Source organism: Bacillus sp. 0209A, from assembly GCF_036765095.1.
Lineage (GTDB): Bacteria > Bacillota > Bacilli > Bacillales > Bacillaceae > Bacillus > Bacillus subtilis_G.
In genome coordinates, this window is sequence record NZ_JBAIZV010000002.1 from 642597 (window position 1) to 657094 (window position 14498).

The 14498-nt window shown below is 47.6% G+C and carries 17 protein-coding genes; 13 read left to right on the forward strand and 4 right to left on the reverse strand.

Going from position 1 to position 14498, the window contains the following annotated elements:
- Positions 1-6 precede the first annotated feature (6 nt).
- Together nagB and nagA are read right to left on the reverse strand one after the other, a co-directional pair.
- Positions 7-735 carry a glucosamine-6-phosphate deaminase gene (nagB, locus tag V6D44_RS08445; RefSeq protein ID WP_087991513.1) on the reverse strand — a complete coding sequence of 243 codons (729 nt, stop codon included), beginning with the start codon at positions 733-735 and terminating at the stop codon, positions 7-9.
- A complete protein-coding gene (gene nagA, locus V6D44_RS08450) occupies positions 732-1922 on the reverse strand; it encodes an N-acetylglucosamine-6-phosphate deacetylase (protein ID WP_087991512.1) in 1191 nt (396 codons plus the stop codon). The genes nagB and nagA overlap by 4 nt, the downstream gene beginning before the upstream one ends.
- A 181-nt stretch (positions 1923-2103) precedes the next feature.
- On the opposite strand from nagA, the gene hprK reads away from it, so the two are divergent.
- Genes hprK through hprF form a run of 5 tightly spaced genes read left to right on the forward strand, consistent with a single transcriptional unit; the run spans position 2104 to position 5990 of the window.
- Positions 2104-3036, forward strand: coding sequence for an HPr(Ser) kinase/phosphatase (gene hprK / locus V6D44_RS08455; RefSeq protein ID WP_010328731.1), 933 nt, complete (start codon positions 2104-2106; stop codon positions 3034-3036).
- 13 nt (positions 3037-3049) lie between these two features.
- Entirely contained in the window at positions 3050-3859 is an 810-nt protein-coding gene (gene lgt, locus V6D44_RS08460; RefSeq protein ID WP_202327967.1) for a prolipoprotein diacylglyceryl transferase, read from the forward strand.
- Positions 3860-3882: 23 nt separating this feature from the next.
- Positions 3883-4821: a nucleoside recognition domain-containing protein gene (locus V6D44_RS08465; RefSeq protein WP_253268593.1), complete on the forward strand. Its 939-nt coding sequence runs from the start codon at positions 3883-3885 to the stop codon at positions 4819-4821.
- A complete protein-coding gene (ppaX, locus tag V6D44_RS08470) occupies positions 4818-5468 on the forward strand; it encodes a pyrophosphatase PpaX (RefSeq protein WP_087991507.1) in 651 nt (216 codons plus the stop codon). The genes V6D44_RS08465 and ppaX overlap by 4 nt, the downstream gene beginning before the upstream one ends.
- Before the next feature lie 3 nt (positions 5469-5471).
- Positions 5472-5990, forward strand: a complete 519-nt coding sequence (gene hprF / locus V6D44_RS08475) for a heptaprenylglyceryl phosphate O-acetyltransferase (protein ID WP_087991506.1) — start codon at positions 5472-5474, stop codon at positions 5988-5990.
- 21 nt (positions 5991-6011) lie between these two features.
- On the opposite strand, the gene pelC is transcribed toward hprF, so the two are convergent.
- Positions 6012-6677, reverse strand: coding sequence for a pectate/pectin lyase PelC (gene pelC / locus V6D44_RS08480; protein WP_202327969.1), 666 nt, complete (start codon positions 6675-6677; stop codon positions 6012-6014).
- A gap of 253 nt (positions 6678-6930) precedes the next feature.
- A complete protein-coding gene (locus V6D44_RS08485) occupies positions 6931-7677 on the reverse strand; it encodes a C39 family peptidase (protein ID WP_087991503.1) in 747 nt (248 codons plus the stop codon).
- Positions 7678-7925: 248 nt separating this feature from the next.
- On the opposite strand from V6D44_RS08485, the gene V6D44_RS08490 reads away from it, so the two are divergent.
- From V6D44_RS08490 to hisIE, 8 genes are read left to right on the forward strand one after another with little or no spacing between them, the layout of a single operon-like run.
- Entirely contained in the window at positions 7926-9101 is a 1176-nt protein-coding gene (locus V6D44_RS08490) for an ATP phosphoribosyltransferase regulatory subunit (RefSeq protein ID WP_087991502.1), read from the forward strand.
- On the forward strand, positions 9094-9735 hold the full coding sequence (gene hisG / locus V6D44_RS08495; protein ID WP_003219799.1) for an ATP phosphoribosyltransferase: 642 nt from the start codon (positions 9094-9096) through the stop codon (positions 9733-9735). The genes V6D44_RS08490 and hisG overlap by 8 nt, the downstream gene beginning before the upstream one ends.
- Positions 9732-11015 carry a histidinol dehydrogenase gene (gene hisD, locus V6D44_RS08500; protein WP_202327970.1) on the forward strand — a complete coding sequence of 428 codons (1284 nt, stop codon included), beginning with the start codon at positions 9732-9734 and terminating at the stop codon, positions 11013-11015. Before hisG ends, hisD begins: the two co-directional genes overlap by 4 nt.
- On the forward strand, positions 11012-11596 hold the full coding sequence (gene hisB, locus V6D44_RS08505; RefSeq protein WP_087991499.1) for an imidazoleglycerol-phosphate dehydratase HisB: 585 nt from the start codon (positions 11012-11014) through the stop codon (positions 11594-11596). Before hisD ends, hisB begins: the two co-directional genes overlap by 4 nt.
- Positions 11597-12235, forward strand: coding sequence for an imidazole glycerol phosphate synthase subunit HisH (gene hisH, locus V6D44_RS08510; protein WP_087991498.1), 639 nt, complete (start codon positions 11597-11599; stop codon positions 12233-12235).
- Positions 12232-12969, forward strand: a complete 738-nt coding sequence (hisA, locus tag V6D44_RS08515) for a 1-(5-phosphoribosyl)-5-[(5-phosphoribosylamino)methylideneamino]imidazole-4-carboxamide isomerase (protein WP_202327971.1) — start codon at positions 12232-12234, stop codon at positions 12967-12969. Before hisH ends, hisA begins: the two co-directional genes overlap by 4 nt.
- Positions 12966-13724: an imidazole glycerol phosphate synthase subunit HisF gene (hisF, locus tag V6D44_RS08520; RefSeq protein WP_202327972.1), complete on the forward strand. Its 759-nt coding sequence runs from the start codon at positions 12966-12968 to the stop codon at positions 13722-13724. The genes hisA and hisF overlap by 4 nt, the downstream gene beginning before the upstream one ends.
- The gene (gene hisIE / locus V6D44_RS08525; RefSeq protein ID WP_202327973.1) at positions 13721-14344 is read left to right on the forward strand and encodes a bifunctional phosphoribosyl-AMP cyclohydrolase/phosphoribosyl-ATP diphosphatase HisIE; all 624 of its coding nucleotides are present in this window, start codon (positions 13721-13723) and stop codon (positions 14342-14344) included. Before hisF ends, hisIE begins: the two co-directional genes overlap by 4 nt.
- Positions 14345-14498 lie beyond the last annotated feature (154 nt).

Sequence of the window (14498 nt, forward strand, 5' to 3'; positions counted from 1 at the left end):
TTCCTTTCAAGATCTTAATGCCGCTGCTTCACGATCTATTAAAACCGTAACATCAGAATGCAGGTGCAAAGCAGATGCGGGGAAATCTTCGCTTATGTCTCCTACTAACAGCTTTTTCACGGCAGCTGCCTTGCTTTCGCCGGAAATAAGCAGCAGAATGCGTTTGCTTGAGAGAATCGTCTGTATGCCCATTGTGAGCGCTTTTTTCGGCACACTGTCTATTGAAGAAAAATATCTGGCATTCGCCCGACGGGTTTGTTCATTTAATGTCACAATGTGTGTTCGCGACTTGAAAGGCGTTCCTGGTTCGTTAAAGCCGATATGTCCGTTCCGGCCGATGCCGAGAAGCTGAATGTCAGTGCCGCCGAGACATTCGATTAATTGTTCGTACCGCCCGCATTCGGCTTCCAGATCGTCTGCATTTCCATTGGGAATAAAATGCCGGCTTGGCTGACTGTCAATATGCTGAAAAAAACGATGATTCATATAGAAGTGATAGCTGTTCGGGTCATCACTTGAAAGTCCGGCGTATTCATCCAAATTAACCGTAGTGACGTTTTGAAATGAGAGGTTCTCAGTTTGGTGCAGGCGGATCAGCTCGCGATACGTGCCTTCAGGTGTGCCGCCTGTCGCTAAACCGAGAACGGCGCCTGGTTTTTGCGTGATCGTGTCTGCCGTTATTTTGGCTGCTTTTTGGCTTAGCTCTTCATATGTTTGACATTCCATTAGTTTCATATCTGGTCAGCCTCCTTGGATATAAATGCAATGTTTCCGCGGCAGATGGTGAGAATGACCTCGCAATCGCTGCTGACAACCACAAGATCCGCATCTTTTCCCTCTGTCACACTGCCTTTACGGTCAAAGATGCCCAGCTGTTTGGCCGCGTTTGCAGAAGTTATATTAGCTATATCCGTCCAAGAACAATTTGTAAACTCACGCATATGCCGTGCGCCTTCGTTCATTTTGAGGATTGAACCGGCAAGTGTTCCGTCTGAAAGAAGAGCTGTTTTTCCTCTTACCGTCACACTTTGGCCGCCGAACTCATATACACCGTCTTTCAGGCCTTTCGCCCTCATTGAATCAGTAATTAAAATGAGCTTGCTGCTGCCTTTTGCCAAAAAAGCCAGCTTTGCCGCTAAAGGATGGGAGTGGATGCCGTCGGCAATAAGCTCTGTCACAAACCCATCATGGGCAAGCGCCGTTCCGATCACTCCGGGCTCTCGGTGATGAAACGGGCTCATCGCGTTGTAAAGATGAGTCATATGGCTCGCGCCTGTTTTCGCAGCCTCCGACAGTAATGCGGAGTCGGCATCTGTGTGCCCCATCGACGCGATAATCGATTCGTCTTTCAAATAGCGGATCAGTTCAAAATGCCGATCCTCTTCAGGCGCAAGTGTGACAATTTTGATCAGTCCGCCCGCCTCCTGCTGCCACTTTTTGAAAAGGGCAACATCCGTAGGCCTGATCCATTCCTTTGGCTGCGCTCCGGCTCTTTTAGGTGAAACAAAGGGTCCCTCTAAATGAATGCCGAGCAGTTCCGCACCTAATAAAGAGGATTCTTCAGCTGCTTTCCAATCTCTTGCATTCACCAAAGCTCGAGATATGTGCCCGTGTTCCTGGGTAATGGTTGTTGCTAAAAAGCTCGTCGTTCCTTCTTCGGGCAGTCTCGACGACATGGTGTCGAGGGCGGATAAGTTTGCATCCATCGTATCTGCGCCATAGCCGCCGTGAATATGAATGTCAATCATGCCGGGAAGCAAAACGGAATCTGCCGGTGCTTGAATCTCTTTTGAATAAGACTCTTTAGGCCGTTCTGTTGTGACTGTGCTGATCTTTCCGTCATTGATTCCGACATAGCCTTTTTTGATTCCTTCATTTTCTGTCACGATCGCGACGTCTTTGATAAGAAGACTTTCTGCCATAGGTCATCCGCCTTTCTGGAATATGAATACACTTATTTTACTCCTTTTCAGACTAGTGATCTAGACCAGCTGAGGTGTTTTCCTGTCTTTTATAAAATCTGTTTTGGGTTCAAGTCCGAAAGTGATAAAATGAAAGTATTGTGAGCAAGCTCGGGGCAGCCCGGAACAGGAGGAACAGATCGTGGCAAAAGTTCGCACAAAAGACGTAATGGAACAGTTCAATTTGGAACTAATCAGCGGAGAAGAAGGGGTTAACCGCCCGATTACCATGAGTGACTTATCAAGACCAGGCATTGAAATTGCCGGATATTTTACATATTACCCGAGAGAACGCGTGCAGCTTCTCGGAAAAACAGAGCTTTCTTTCTTTGAGCAGCTGCCGGAAGAGGATAAAAAGCAGCGAATGGAATCTCTGTGTACGGATGTAACACCAGCTATTATTCTTTCTAGAGATATGCCTATCCCGCAGGAGCTGATTGACGCTTCCGAGAAAAACGGTGTGCCTGTCCTCAGATCGCCTCTGAAAACGACTAGGCTGTCAAGCCGTTTAACCAACTTTCTAGAGAGCCGGCTGGCGCCTACCACGGCGATTCATGGCGTTCTTGTTGATATATACGGTGTCGGCGTGCTGATCACAGGAAAAAGCGGTGTCGGGAAAAGTGAAACCGCGCTGGAGCTTGTGAAAAGGGGACATCGCCTCGTTGCCGATGATTGCGTTGAAATTCGGCAGGAGGATCAGGATACCCTTGTCGGAAACGCTCCGGAATTAATTGAGCATCTTCTGGAAATCAGGGGGCTCGGCATTATCAACGTGATGACGCTGTTTGGTGCCGGCGCTGTCAGAAGCAATAAACGAATCACGATTGTCATGAATCTTGAACTCTGGGAGCAGGGCAAGCAATACGACCGTCTCGGACTTGAGGAAGAAACCATGAAAATCATTGATACGGAAGTGACAAAACTGACGATTCCCGTCCGTCCGGGCCGAAATCTCGCAGTTATTATTGAAGTGGCAGCAATGAACTTCAGATTGAAACGGATGGGTCTGAATGCCGCTGAGCAATTTACCACTAAGCTGGCGGACGTCATTGAAGACGGTGAACAAGACGAATAGGAGTTGGCGTTAAATGAATGAAGCGATAGAACCACTCAATCCAATAGCTTTTCAGCTGGGGCCGTTAGCCGTCCATTGGTACGGAATCATTATCGGTCTCGGTGCTTTGCTTGGACTTTGGATTGCGATGAGGGAAAGTGAGAAACTGGGGCTGCAGAAAGATACGTTTATCGATCTTGTCCTGTTTGCCATTCCGATTGCGATTATTTGTGCCCGAATTTATTACGTTGCATTTGAATGGGATTATTATGCGGCGCATCCGGGAGAAATCATTAAGATTTGGAAGGGCGGCATTGCCATTCACGGCGGGTTAATCGGGGCCATTTTAACAGGTTATGTGTTTTCAAGAGTAAAAAACCTTTCGTTCTGGAAGCTTGCGGATATTGCCGCGCCAAGCATTTTACTCGGACAGGCGATCGGCCGCTGGGGAAACTTCATGAATCAGGAAGCACACGGCGAGGCAGTCAGCAGAGCCTTTTTGGAAAGCCTGCATCTGCCTGACTTTATCATCAATCAAATGTACATCGACGGACAATATTATCACCCTACTTTTTTATATGAATCACTATGGAGCTTTGTCGGCGTCATTGTTTTGCTGTTCCTGCGCAAAGCCAACTTGCGGAGAGGCGAGATGTTCTTGATCTATATCATCTGGTATTCAATCGGAAGATACTTTATTGAAGGAATGCGGACGGACAGCTTAATGCTGACTGATGCGCTTCGCATCGCTCAGGTGATTTCAATCGTATTGATTGTTTTGGCTGTGGCAGCCATCATTTTCAGACGTGTCAAAGGATACTCGAAGGAGCGGTACACGGAGTAGACGCCAACAAAGGGGGATGAGGGATGAAGAAGATCTTTCTGGCCGGTCTAGCGGCAGGTCTTCAAACAACATGGACACTCGGTAAAGTCATTTTCCCGGTAACACTACTGGTTACATTGCTTCAGCATACGCCTGTCATGGATTGGCTGGTACGGCTGATCACACCGGTTATGGGCCTGTTCGGGCTTTCTGGTGAAGCGGCCATTCCGCTTGTGCTGGGGAATATACTGAATCTGTATGCTGGAATTGCCGGGATTTTACCATTGGATTTATCTGTGAAGGAAGTCTTTATTTTAGCTGTGATGCTTTCATTCTGTCATAACTTGATTATCGAATCGACAGTCGCCGCAAAGGTTGGCATCAGAATTGGCGTCATTTTGGCGGTGCGCATCGGTTTGGCCGCTGTGTCAGCAATTGTCATCAATCTCATTTGGCATGGCGGACAGGAAACGGCGCAGTACGGTTTTATCGCTGCGAAGAGCACGGCGCCTGACGGCTGGCTGGCAATGCTGGCCGAGGCTTTAATGAAAGCCGGACTTGGTGTTTTGCAACTGGCGGCCATTGTGATCCCGCTGATGATCATCATTCAGTTTTTAAGAGATTTAGGCTGGCTGCATCGGTTTTCGAGGTGGCTGTCTCCGTTTACGCAGCTGCTTGGCATGAATAAAAATACGTCCATGACGATGGTGGCGGGACTGACGATCGGTCTGGCCTACGGAGCGGGTGTCATGATCAAAGCTGTCGAGGATGACAGCGTGAGCAGACGGGATATGACATTGGCATTTATTTTTCTCGTCGCCTGCCACGCGGTCGTGGAAGATACGCTCGTCTTTATTCCGCTCGGCATACCGGTTTGGCCTCTTCTTCTGATACGTGTCACTACAGCAGTGCTGCTGACAATTGTCATTGCGCGCACATGGAAAAAATGGAAACCCTCAGCGGTTGGAAAGGAAGCAATATGAGTCACAAACAAGTAACGACGATTCTATTTGATTTAGACGGAACTCTAATTAATACGAATGAATTAATTATCGCGTCCTTTTTACATACACTGGAGCATTATTACCCGAGCAAGTATAAACGAGAAGATGTGCTCGCGTTTATCGGACCGTCTCTTTTTGACACATTCTCTTCGATGGACGCTGATAAATGCGATGATATGATCGCCATGTACAGAGCGTACAATCATGACATGCATGATTCACTTGTGACTGAATATGAAACCGTGTATGAAACCCTGGATGCATTGAAAAAAGCCGGGTTTAGATTAGGGATTGTAACAACGAAATTAAGAGATACTGTCAATATGGGCCTCAAGCTGACGGGAATCGGCGAGTTCTTTGAAACGGTCGTCACCCTCGATGATGTGACAAATGCAAAGCCTGATCCCGAGCCGGTTCTGTTAGCGCTGAAACAGCTTGGAAGCGAGCCTGCGGAAGCCATTATGGTCGGAGATAATTACCACGATGTGCTGTCGGGGAAAAACGCCGGAACAAAAACGGCCGGAGTCGCATGGACGATTAAAGGGCCGGAAATGCTGGCGAAGCATGAGCCAGATTATATGCTTGAGAAAATGAGTGATCTATTACAAATCGTTGGAGTGAATTAATCTGTGAGAAAAACAGATCGTCATCCGGTCTCAGGGGCTAACTCACTATGGCATGTCTATCAAACGGTGCCTTTTTTAAAAGTTGTCAAAAATTTCATTGTCATTCAAATGGCGAGATATACACCGTTTATAGGGATGAAAAACTGGCTGTACCGTACGTTTCTGCGGATGAAGGTTGGGAAGCAGACATCCTTTGCCCTGATGGTGATGCCGGATATTATGTTTCCGGAAAAGATCTCAGTAGGAGCAAATTCAATCATCGGGTACAATACGACCATTTTGGCCCATGAATATTTGATTCAGGAATACCGGACCGGCAAAGTCCTGATCGGAGACGAAGTGATGATCGGTGCCAACACGACCATTTTGCCCGGGGTGGAAATAGGGGATGGCGCAGTTGTGTCCGCCGGAACGCTTGTCCATAAGGATGTGCCTGCCGGCGCATTTGTCGGCGGAAACCCGATGCGGATCATCTATACGAAGGAAGAAATGAAAGAAAGATTGAAAAGGCCCGCTGAATAAACATCAGCGGACTTTTTTATATTAAAATTGAGTATTGTTATTTTCATAAATATGCTGAACGCCAATCCATTTCTGGCCGACATTGGAGTAGCGTGTATTTGTCATTCCGACCGTACTTGTTTTGCTGTCGGTCCGGAATATCGCTTCTTTCATATTCGTGATGGTGCACTTGTCGATGATCACATCAACGTGGAAGGTTGAACCGCCAAGCTGTCTTATGAATTTACCGCCATTGTCCGCCGTGAAATTTTTCACTGTAAATGTGCTGGCTTTATTGATCTGAAAAATTTTATCAGACGCTTTTTGGGCAGAGCCGCCATCGATGGTCACTTTTCCTTCCTTCTTTACTGTTAACGCATCCTCCCCAACATCTTCCCACTTCACATTCTGAATGTTAACGTTTCCATAAGTGTGCACGCCATCAGCAGCAGGTGCGCCGAGCACCACGTTTTTTAGAGTTGCGCCATCCTCTACACGAAAAACAGGTTTTTGGTTTTCGGACTGGCTTCCGTCACCTAATTCTTTCCCTGCTGCAAACCGCTGTCCCTTCCCGTCATATGTTGTATTTTTGGGTACGATAATTGTTTCGTGAACCACTTTGTCAGCTGCGAAAGCAGTTGATGTTTGAAACTGGCTGAAACCGATAACCAAACTGAACATAAATAGGATAGACACGATTTTTTTCAAAGATAAAATCCTCCCCGGATATCTATGATTTTTGTAAGAGAAGCCTCAGCGTCTTGCTCCGGCTTCTCTCACATAGATCGGGGCAAGGCTGAATCTGCTTTAATCATAAAAACAGACAGCCTGAAAGTAAAGACAATTTTGGATGATAAATGGAAAATGAATCGATATGACCGATTGAAACAAAAAACATGAATATTGTCGTATTTGCTCAAGATAGAACATAGGCACTGGGAAGGCGGGAGGTACCAGCTGTTTACTTTTGAATAACGATGGCCTGGCTGCCCATTTGTTCCCACGCTTTTTCGAAACTGGTTCTGTCGGTTTTTCTGTTTTTATAGCCATAAGGATCATTGAGATACACGTATTTTTCATCATATCCCGTAACGGCGACACTGTGTACACTGTACGTGATATCGATCGTTCCGTTTGGCGTTTTCCACGTCTGCATGTTGTCAACTGGCGTAAAGTTGGCAGTTGTAATGACCCAAACAGGATTGCCTTTCTCAAGCTGTTCATAAACAGAAGAAATGTTTTTTCCAGTCAGGTCAGACACTTTGTCTCCGGCATAGGTTTTCGCCAATTGATAGATCGGTCCGTGATAGACACCGAGACCCGGGCCATTCGCCATATCCCCGACAAACCCATCATTCGGATCCCCTTTTAATCCGCTGCTGTACGTCAAAGGCACTGTGGCAAGCTGGTTTGCCAGTGTGTTTTTTGTCACGTTGTATCCCGCGTAATTCAGCACCATCGCAAGACTTGTTACTTCACAGCCGTTATAGAGCCGAGGTGCGTCCATCTGATTGTAAAGGACGACATCCAGCGGTTTTGCGCTTCCTTTCAGCTCGTTTGTGCTGTTTGCGGCTGTTGATTCTTTTTCAGCCTCTCTTTTATCGCTATTGAAAAAAGGGATATCTATATCTTTTGCATATATCTTAAGTCCGAAAAAAACGACGCCTGAAAGAATAATCATGACACATAGAGTTCGCAGTGTTTTCATCTTTATCTCCTTGTTCTCTATTTGATTTGTATTATAGCATGCCAACCATAAGAATTTGAGATATGACGCACCTTTAATGATTTGTTCATGATTTTTTCATAATTAGGAGGAGGACAACTGAGATAACATATCCTGACTAAAGTTAAGCATTGATTTTCACTCTTTCATCTGCTAACATATTATCATATTAGCGAACTAAAGGATTCGGAATTTTCCTTCAAACGATGGCAACGGAGGTGCACGGGTTGATGTTTATGTTTGAAAAACCGCACGGCATGAGAGATACACTGCCCGGTTTATACGAAACGAAAAAAAAGGTGAGACAATCGTTAACCGATTTGATCGATAAATGGGGATACCGATTTATGGAAACACCGACATTGGAGTTTTACGATACCGTTGGTGTGCAGTCAGCGATTGAAGAGCAGCAGCTGTTCAAGCTTCTTGATCAGGACGGCAAAACATTGGTGCTTCGCCCGGATATGACAGGGCCCATTGCAAGGGTGGCGGCATCCAAGCTTCTGAAACACGATCATCCGCTCAGAGTCGGCTATGCGGCAAATGTCTTCAGGGCTCAGGAACGCGAAGGCGGACGTCCCGCCGAATTCGAGCAGGTCGGAGTGGAATTAATCGGTGACGGCACGACAAGCGCGGATGCGGAGGTCATTGCCTTAGTCGTCGGCGCCTTAAAGAGCGCGGGGCTGGCTTCCTTTAAAATTGCCATCGGCCATGCCGGCATTGCGGATGCTTTGTTTGTTGAAGTGCTCGGAAACGTTGAACGTGCCGATGTGCTGCGGAGGTTTTTGTACGAGAAGAACTACGTCGGCTACAGAGAACATGTCAAGTCTCTCCCGCTTTCCTCCATTGATAAAAGCAGGCTGCTTGAGCTTCTTGAGTTGCGGGGCGGCATAGAAGTATGCGGACGTGCTGAGGAAATCGTCGATTCCGCGCAAGGAAAAAGCGTTGTTGATGAGCTGAAGGCGCTGTGGGACATTCTTGAGGATTATGGATGTACGGAAAATGTCCGTCTGGATCTGAATATGGTCAGCCACATGAGCTATTACACGGGGATTTTATTTGAAGTGTACGCCGAAAATGTCGGCTTTGTCATTGGAAGCGGGGGCCGTTATAACAAGCTCTTCGGCTATTTTGATTCACCCGCGCCGGCGACAGGCTTCGGGCTTCGGGTCGACCGGCTGATTGAAGCGCTCCATATGAAAGACGAAGCTTGTGAAATAGACGCTGTTATTTTCAGCAAAGAGCAGCGGGCACAAGCCATCGCTTATGCGAATGAAGAACGGATGAAAGGGAACAAAGTGGTTCTTCAGGATTTATCGGGAATCGAAAATATCGATCAGATGACAAAATCTTTTGCACACGTCACCTATTTTATCGGTGCCAGAAAGGAAGAGCAAAATGGGTAAGTTACTCACAATGGCGATGCCGAAGGGCCGGATATTTGAAGAAGCGGCAGGGCTGCTTCGTCAGGCGGGCTATAAGCTCCCTGAGGAGTTTGAAGATTCAAGAAAACTGATCATCGATGTGCCGGAGGAAAATCTCCGTTTTATATTAGCTAAGCCGATGGACGTGACCACATATGTGGAGCATGGCGTGGCCGATGTCGGAATTGCGGGCAAGGATGTCATGCTGGAGGAGGAACGCGATGTGTATGAGGTGCTGGATTTGAAGATCAGCAAATGCCACTTAGCGGTCGCCGGACTTCCGAATACAGACTGGAGCGGCGTAGCCCCGAGAATCGCGACAAAGTATCCGAATGTGGCTTCCAGCTATTTTAGAGAGCAGGGAGAACAAGTCGAGATCATCAAGCTCAACGGTTCAATTGAGTTGGCCCCGCTCATTGGGCTCGCAGACCGGATTGTGGATATCGTTTCCACAGGGCAGACGCTGAAAGAAAACGGGCTTGTTGAAACGGAGCACATTTGTGACATTACTTCCCGCTTTATCGTGAATCCGGTAAGCTATCGCATGAAAGACGATGTGATAGACGAAATGGCATCCCGCTTATCCCTTGTTGTGGAAGGAGAAACGGCAAAATGAAGATCAAATCCATCAGCGGCACAGAACGGCTTTCTCTCAAACGGTCCATAGATGCCGGAACGGAAGAGCAAAGAAAAGCGGTTCGATCCATTATTGAAGATGTCAAAGCAAACGGTGATCAGGCGGTCCGCAGCTACACGGCGAGATTTGACGGCATCGAAATAGACAGCCCGCTGGTCACAAAAGAAGAAATTGAGGAAGCATACACCTTGCTGGATTCACAGCTGCTTCAGGTGATGAGGCAGGCAATTGAAAATATAAAGGAATATCACGAAAGACAGCTGCAATCCTCCTGGTTTTATCACAGAAAGGATGGCACAATGCTGGGGCAGAAAGTGACGGCGTTAGATTCCGCGGGCGTATATGTGCCGGGGGGGACAGCGGCATATCCTTCATCTGTTTTGATGAATGTCATTCCGGCGCTGACAGCCGGTGTGGAAAGAATCGTTCTTGTGACGCCTCCGGGGAAAGACGGGCGGCTGTCTTCAGGGGTTTTAGTCGCTGCTGCCGAGCTAGGGATAAAAGACATTTACAAAATGGGCGGCGCTCAGGCGATTGCGGCGCTGGCGTACGGAACAGAGACAATTGAGCCGGTGGATAAAATCACAGGTCCGGGAAATATTTATGTCGCGCTTGCCAAACGAGAGGTGTTCGGTGATGTCGATATTGACATGATTGCCGGACCGAGTGAAATCGTCGTGCTGGCTGATGAAACTGCGATTCCGAGCGAAATCGCAGCCGATCTTCTGTCACAGGCGGAACACGATAAACTCAGCTCATGTGTGTGTGTCACAGATTCCGTGGCGCTGGCCGAGGCGGTTTCAGCAGAGGTGAACGAGCAGCTGAAAACCTTGCCGCGAAGAGAAATAGCGGAAGCTTCAGTGAACGATTACGGTTGTATCTATGTGGCGGAAACAATGGATGAAGCGATTGATACTGTCAATACGCTCGCACCGGAGCATTTAGAAATTATCACACAGTCTCCCGAAGCTCTGCTTGGCAGCATCAAACATGCGGGTGCGATCTTCTTAGGCAGATACAGCCCTGAGCCTGTCGGAGATTATTTTGCCGGGCCGAACCATGTGCTTCCGACAAACGGAACAGCCAGATTTTCAAGTCCATTAAACGTAACGGATTTTCAAAAGAAATCGAGCATTATTTCTTACAGTCAAACAGCCTTTGAAGAATATGCCGAAAGCATCGCGGCTTTTGCCAGACTTGAAGGGTTAGACGCCCATGCCAGATCAATCGAAGCGAGAGAACGGAGGAATTCAAAATGAGAAAAGCGGAACGCGCCAGAAAAACAAACGAAACAGATATTGAGCTGGCATTTGCAATAGACGGCGAGGGAAAAGCTGATATCAAAACAGACGTGCCGTTTATGACGCATATGCTGGATTTATTCACGAAACACGGGCAATTCGATCTCTCCATTCACGCAAAAGGCGATGTTGATATAGATGATCACCACACGACTGAAGATATCGGCATCTGTCTAGGGCAGGCGCTGCTCGAAGCCTTGGGCGATAAAAAAGGAATCAAACGCTACGGATCGGCGTTTGTGCCGATGGATGAGGCGCTTGCCCAAGTCGTCATCGATTTAAGCAACCGGCCGCACTTGGAAATGCGCGCGGATTTCCCTGCGGCTAAAGTCGGAACATTCGATACGGAGCTTGTACATGAATTTTTGTGGAAGCTGGCGCTTGAAGCTCGGATGAACCTGCACGTCATCGTTCATTACGGGACAAACACCCACCACATGATAGAAGCCGTTTTTAAAGCGCTTGGACGTGCGCTTGATGAAGCGACAATGATCGATCCGCGTGTTAAAGGAATCCCATCAACGAAAGGGATGCTGTAAATGATCGGCGTAATAGATTACGGAATGGGCAATTTATACAGTGTCTCAAAGGCGCTTGAGCGCGTCGGCGTCCCGTACTTTGTTTCTGAAAAGCCGGAGGAGCTGAAAGAAGTTGATGCCTTTATTTTGCCGGGCGTCGGTTCATTTGGAGACGCGATGGACAATTTGCGCAACGCGAAGCTTGATCAATTGATTCATGATATGGTCTCAGAGGGGCGATTGCTGCTCGGGATCTGCCTCGGCATGCAGCTTTTATTTGATGAAAGCGAAGAAAACGGCACCGCGTCAGGCCTTGGGCTGTTAAAAGGAAAAGCAGTCAGGCTGAAAGCAGAAGATGAGGAAGGAAACAAGCTGAAGGTTCCGCATATGGGCTGGAATCGCCTTTCCTTTCATACTGAATCTCCGCTGCTGGCTGAAACAGAAGAAGGCTACGCTTATTTTGTGCATTCGTATTACATTGACGGGATGGAGGAGGATGCGCTTCTGGCAAGCGCTGATTATAGTGTGCGAGTGCCTGCTGTCGTCGGAAAAGGAAATGTCTTCGGCGCCCAATTTCATCCGGAAAAAAGCAGCACGGTCGGAATGTCTATCTTAACCCAATTCACGAAAATGGCAGCAGAACAGAAGGTGAAAAAATGAGTGCTTTTACATTATATCCGGCAATTGATATGAGAAACGGCAAATGTGTCCGTCTTGTTCAAGGAGATTATAGTCAGGAAACGATATACGGCGATTCACCGTACGACATGGCCGCGTTATTTGCGCGTGAGGGTGCCGAATGGATCCATCTTGTTGATCTTGATGGTGCCAAAGAAGGAAAAAGAGTAAATCACCGCCACGTGATCGAAATTGCGCAAAAGCTAGAGCTGAAGGTGGAAATCGGCGGCGGGATCCGTTCCGAAAGTGACGTCTATGAATACTTATCGGCAGGAGTCGATCGGGTGATCCTCGGAAGCTCAGCTGTTTCTAACCCCCCGTTTGTCAAAAAAATGCTGAAACAATATGGGGGAAAAATTGCAATCGGCCTGGACGCGAGAAACGGTTTTGTTTCAACTGAAGGATGGCTGGAAACATCAAGCCTTAGAGCAACTGAACTCGGCAAAGAGCTTGCCAATGAAGGAGCGGAGGTCTTTATTTTTACAGACATCTCGACAGACGGAATGCTGTCAGGCCCTAATATTGCAAGCACGGTCGAGCTTGCAAAGGAAACGGGGAAATCTGTGATTGCTTCCGGCGGCGTCAGCTCGGTGGAGGATCTCGAAGCCCTCGCCCGCTATCAGGCGGATGGCGTTTCTGGAGCGATCATCGGAAAAGCGCTATATACCAATCAGTTTACACTGAGCGAGGCGCTTGAAAGGGTGAAACGCAAATGATCACAAAACGGATTATTCCATGTCTTGATGTCAAAGAAGGACGCGTTGTCAAAGGAATTCAATTTCTCGAATTAAAGGATGCCGGTGACCCTGTTGAACTGGCGGAAGTGTACGACCAGGAAGGCGCGGATGAACTGGTTTTTCTTGATATCTCCGCCTCGTACGAAGGCCGAAAAACGATGGTTGACGTTGTGGAGCAGGTTGCCGCGAAGCTTGCGATTCCGTTTACAGTCGGCGGCGGCATCAATCAGCTCAGCGATATGAAAACGATTCTGCGTGCCGGCGCGGATAAAGTTTCAGTGAACACGGCAGCTGTTCTCCGCCCTGAGCTGATTACAGAAGGAGCCGAGTTTTTCGGTTCTCAATGCATCGTACTTGCCATTGATGCCAAGTATGACCAGGAATCTGCCGCATATAAGGTCTACACGCACGGCGGCAGAAAGAAAACAGACTGGGAAGTCACCGCATGGGCAAAAGAAGGCGTCAAACGCGGAGCAGGAGAAATATTGCTGACAAGCATGGACTCTGACGGTGAGAAAAAAGGTTTTGACCACAGGCTGACAAAGCTAGTTTCTGAAGCTGTTCCCGTACCTGTTATCGCCTCGGGAGGAGCGGGAAACGCGCAGCATATGCTTGAGGCTTTTACAAAAGGAGAAGCCGACGCCGCGCTGGCCGCTTCTATTTTTCATTATAAAGAAACGTCGATTAAAGAAGTGAAATCATACTTGAAAGAGCACGGGGTGAATGTGAGATGAAACAGGCAGATGAACTGCGTTTTAACGAGAATGGATTAATTCCCGCCATCGTGCAGGATGCGGCAAGCAAAGAAGTGCTAACACTTGCCTATATGAACAAGGAATCATACGAAAAAACATTGGAAACGAAAGAAACATGGTTCTACAGCCGCTCGCGCCAAGAGTTATGGCATAAAGGAGAAACCTCAGGCAACACGCAAGCCGTTAAGGGCATCCGGTATGACTGTGACCAAGACGCGTTGATCGTACTCGTAGAGCCGTCAGGTCCGGCATGCCACACTGGCAGCTACAGCTGTTTTACAAAGGAACAAACAGAAGAGCAGGCTGCGGGCCGATTTGACATCATGAACGAGCTGGAGCGCGTGATCGCGGAACGCCAAGCGGAAATGCCTGAAGGAGCTTACACCACTTATCTTTTCCGTGAAGGTGTCGATAAGATTTTGAAAAAAGTCGGTGAAGAAGCATCCGAAGTGATCATTGCCGCGAAAAACCAAGACCGCGAGGAACTCAAATGGGAAGCGGCAGACCTGCTGTATCACCTGCTTGTCCTGCTCAGAGAACAAGCTCTGCCGCTGGATGATGTGCTTGACGTTTTGAAAAAACGACATTCTGACAAGTAAGAGGATTGGAGCTGTACATATGGCAGCTCCTTTTTTATGCATCTTTTCGCCTGATCCATTTGTCGTGTTCCAGTAAATGAAATGAAAAAAAGCAATGTTCACATAAAAATTACATAAAAAAACCAATCGAATTCCCTATTCATCGAAAATTTTC

Bases quoted from the DNA above. Each gene is read 5' to 3' on its own strand.
- hisIE (WP_202327973.1), top strand. From the start codon at position 13,721: ATGAAACAGGCAGATGAACTGCGTTTTAACGAGAATGGATTAATTCCC.
- V6D44_RS08485 (WP_087991503.1), bottom strand. From the start codon at position 7,677: ATGAAAACACTGCGAACTCTATGTGTCATGATTATTCTTTCAGGCGTC.
- hisB (WP_087991499.1), top strand. From the start codon at position 11,012: ATGAGAAAAGCGGAACGCGCCAGAAAAACAAACGAAACAGATATTGAG.
- ppaX (WP_087991507.1), top strand. From the start codon at position 4,818: ATGAGTCACAAACAAGTAACGACGATTCTATTTGATTTAGACGGAACT.
- hisH (WP_087991498.1), top strand. From the start codon at position 11,597: ATGATCGGCGTAATAGATTACGGAATGGGCAATTTATACAGTGTCTCA.
- V6D44_RS08465 (WP_253268593.1), top strand. From the start codon at position 3,883: ATGAAGAAGATCTTTCTGGCCGGTCTAGCGGCAGGTCTTCAAACAACA.
- hisA (WP_202327971.1), top strand. From the start codon at position 12,232: ATGAGTGCTTTTACATTATATCCGGCAATTGATATGAGAAACGGCAAA.
- nagB (WP_087991513.1), bottom strand. From the start codon at position 735: ATGAAACTAATGGAATGTCAAACATATGAAGAGCTAAGCCAAAAAGCA.
- lgt (WP_202327967.1), top strand. From the start codon at position 3,050: ATGAATGAAGCGATAGAACCACTCAATCCAATAGCTTTTCAGCTGGGG.
- V6D44_RS08490 (WP_087991502.1), top strand. From the start codon at position 7,926: ATGTTTATGTTTGAAAAACCGCACGGCATGAGAGATACACTGCCCGGT.
- hisG (WP_003219799.1), top strand. From the start codon at position 9,094: ATGGGTAAGTTACTCACAATGGCGATGCCGAAGGGCCGGATATTTGAA.
- hisD (WP_202327970.1), top strand. From the start codon at position 9,732: ATGAAGATCAAATCCATCAGCGGCACAGAACGGCTTTCTCTCAAACGG.
- hisF (WP_202327972.1), top strand. From the start codon at position 12,966: ATGATCACAAAACGGATTATTCCATGTCTTGATGTCAAAGAAGGACGC.
- nagA (WP_087991512.1), bottom strand. From the start codon at position 1,922: ATGGCAGAAAGTCTTCTTATCAAAGACGTCGCGATCGTGACAGAAAAT.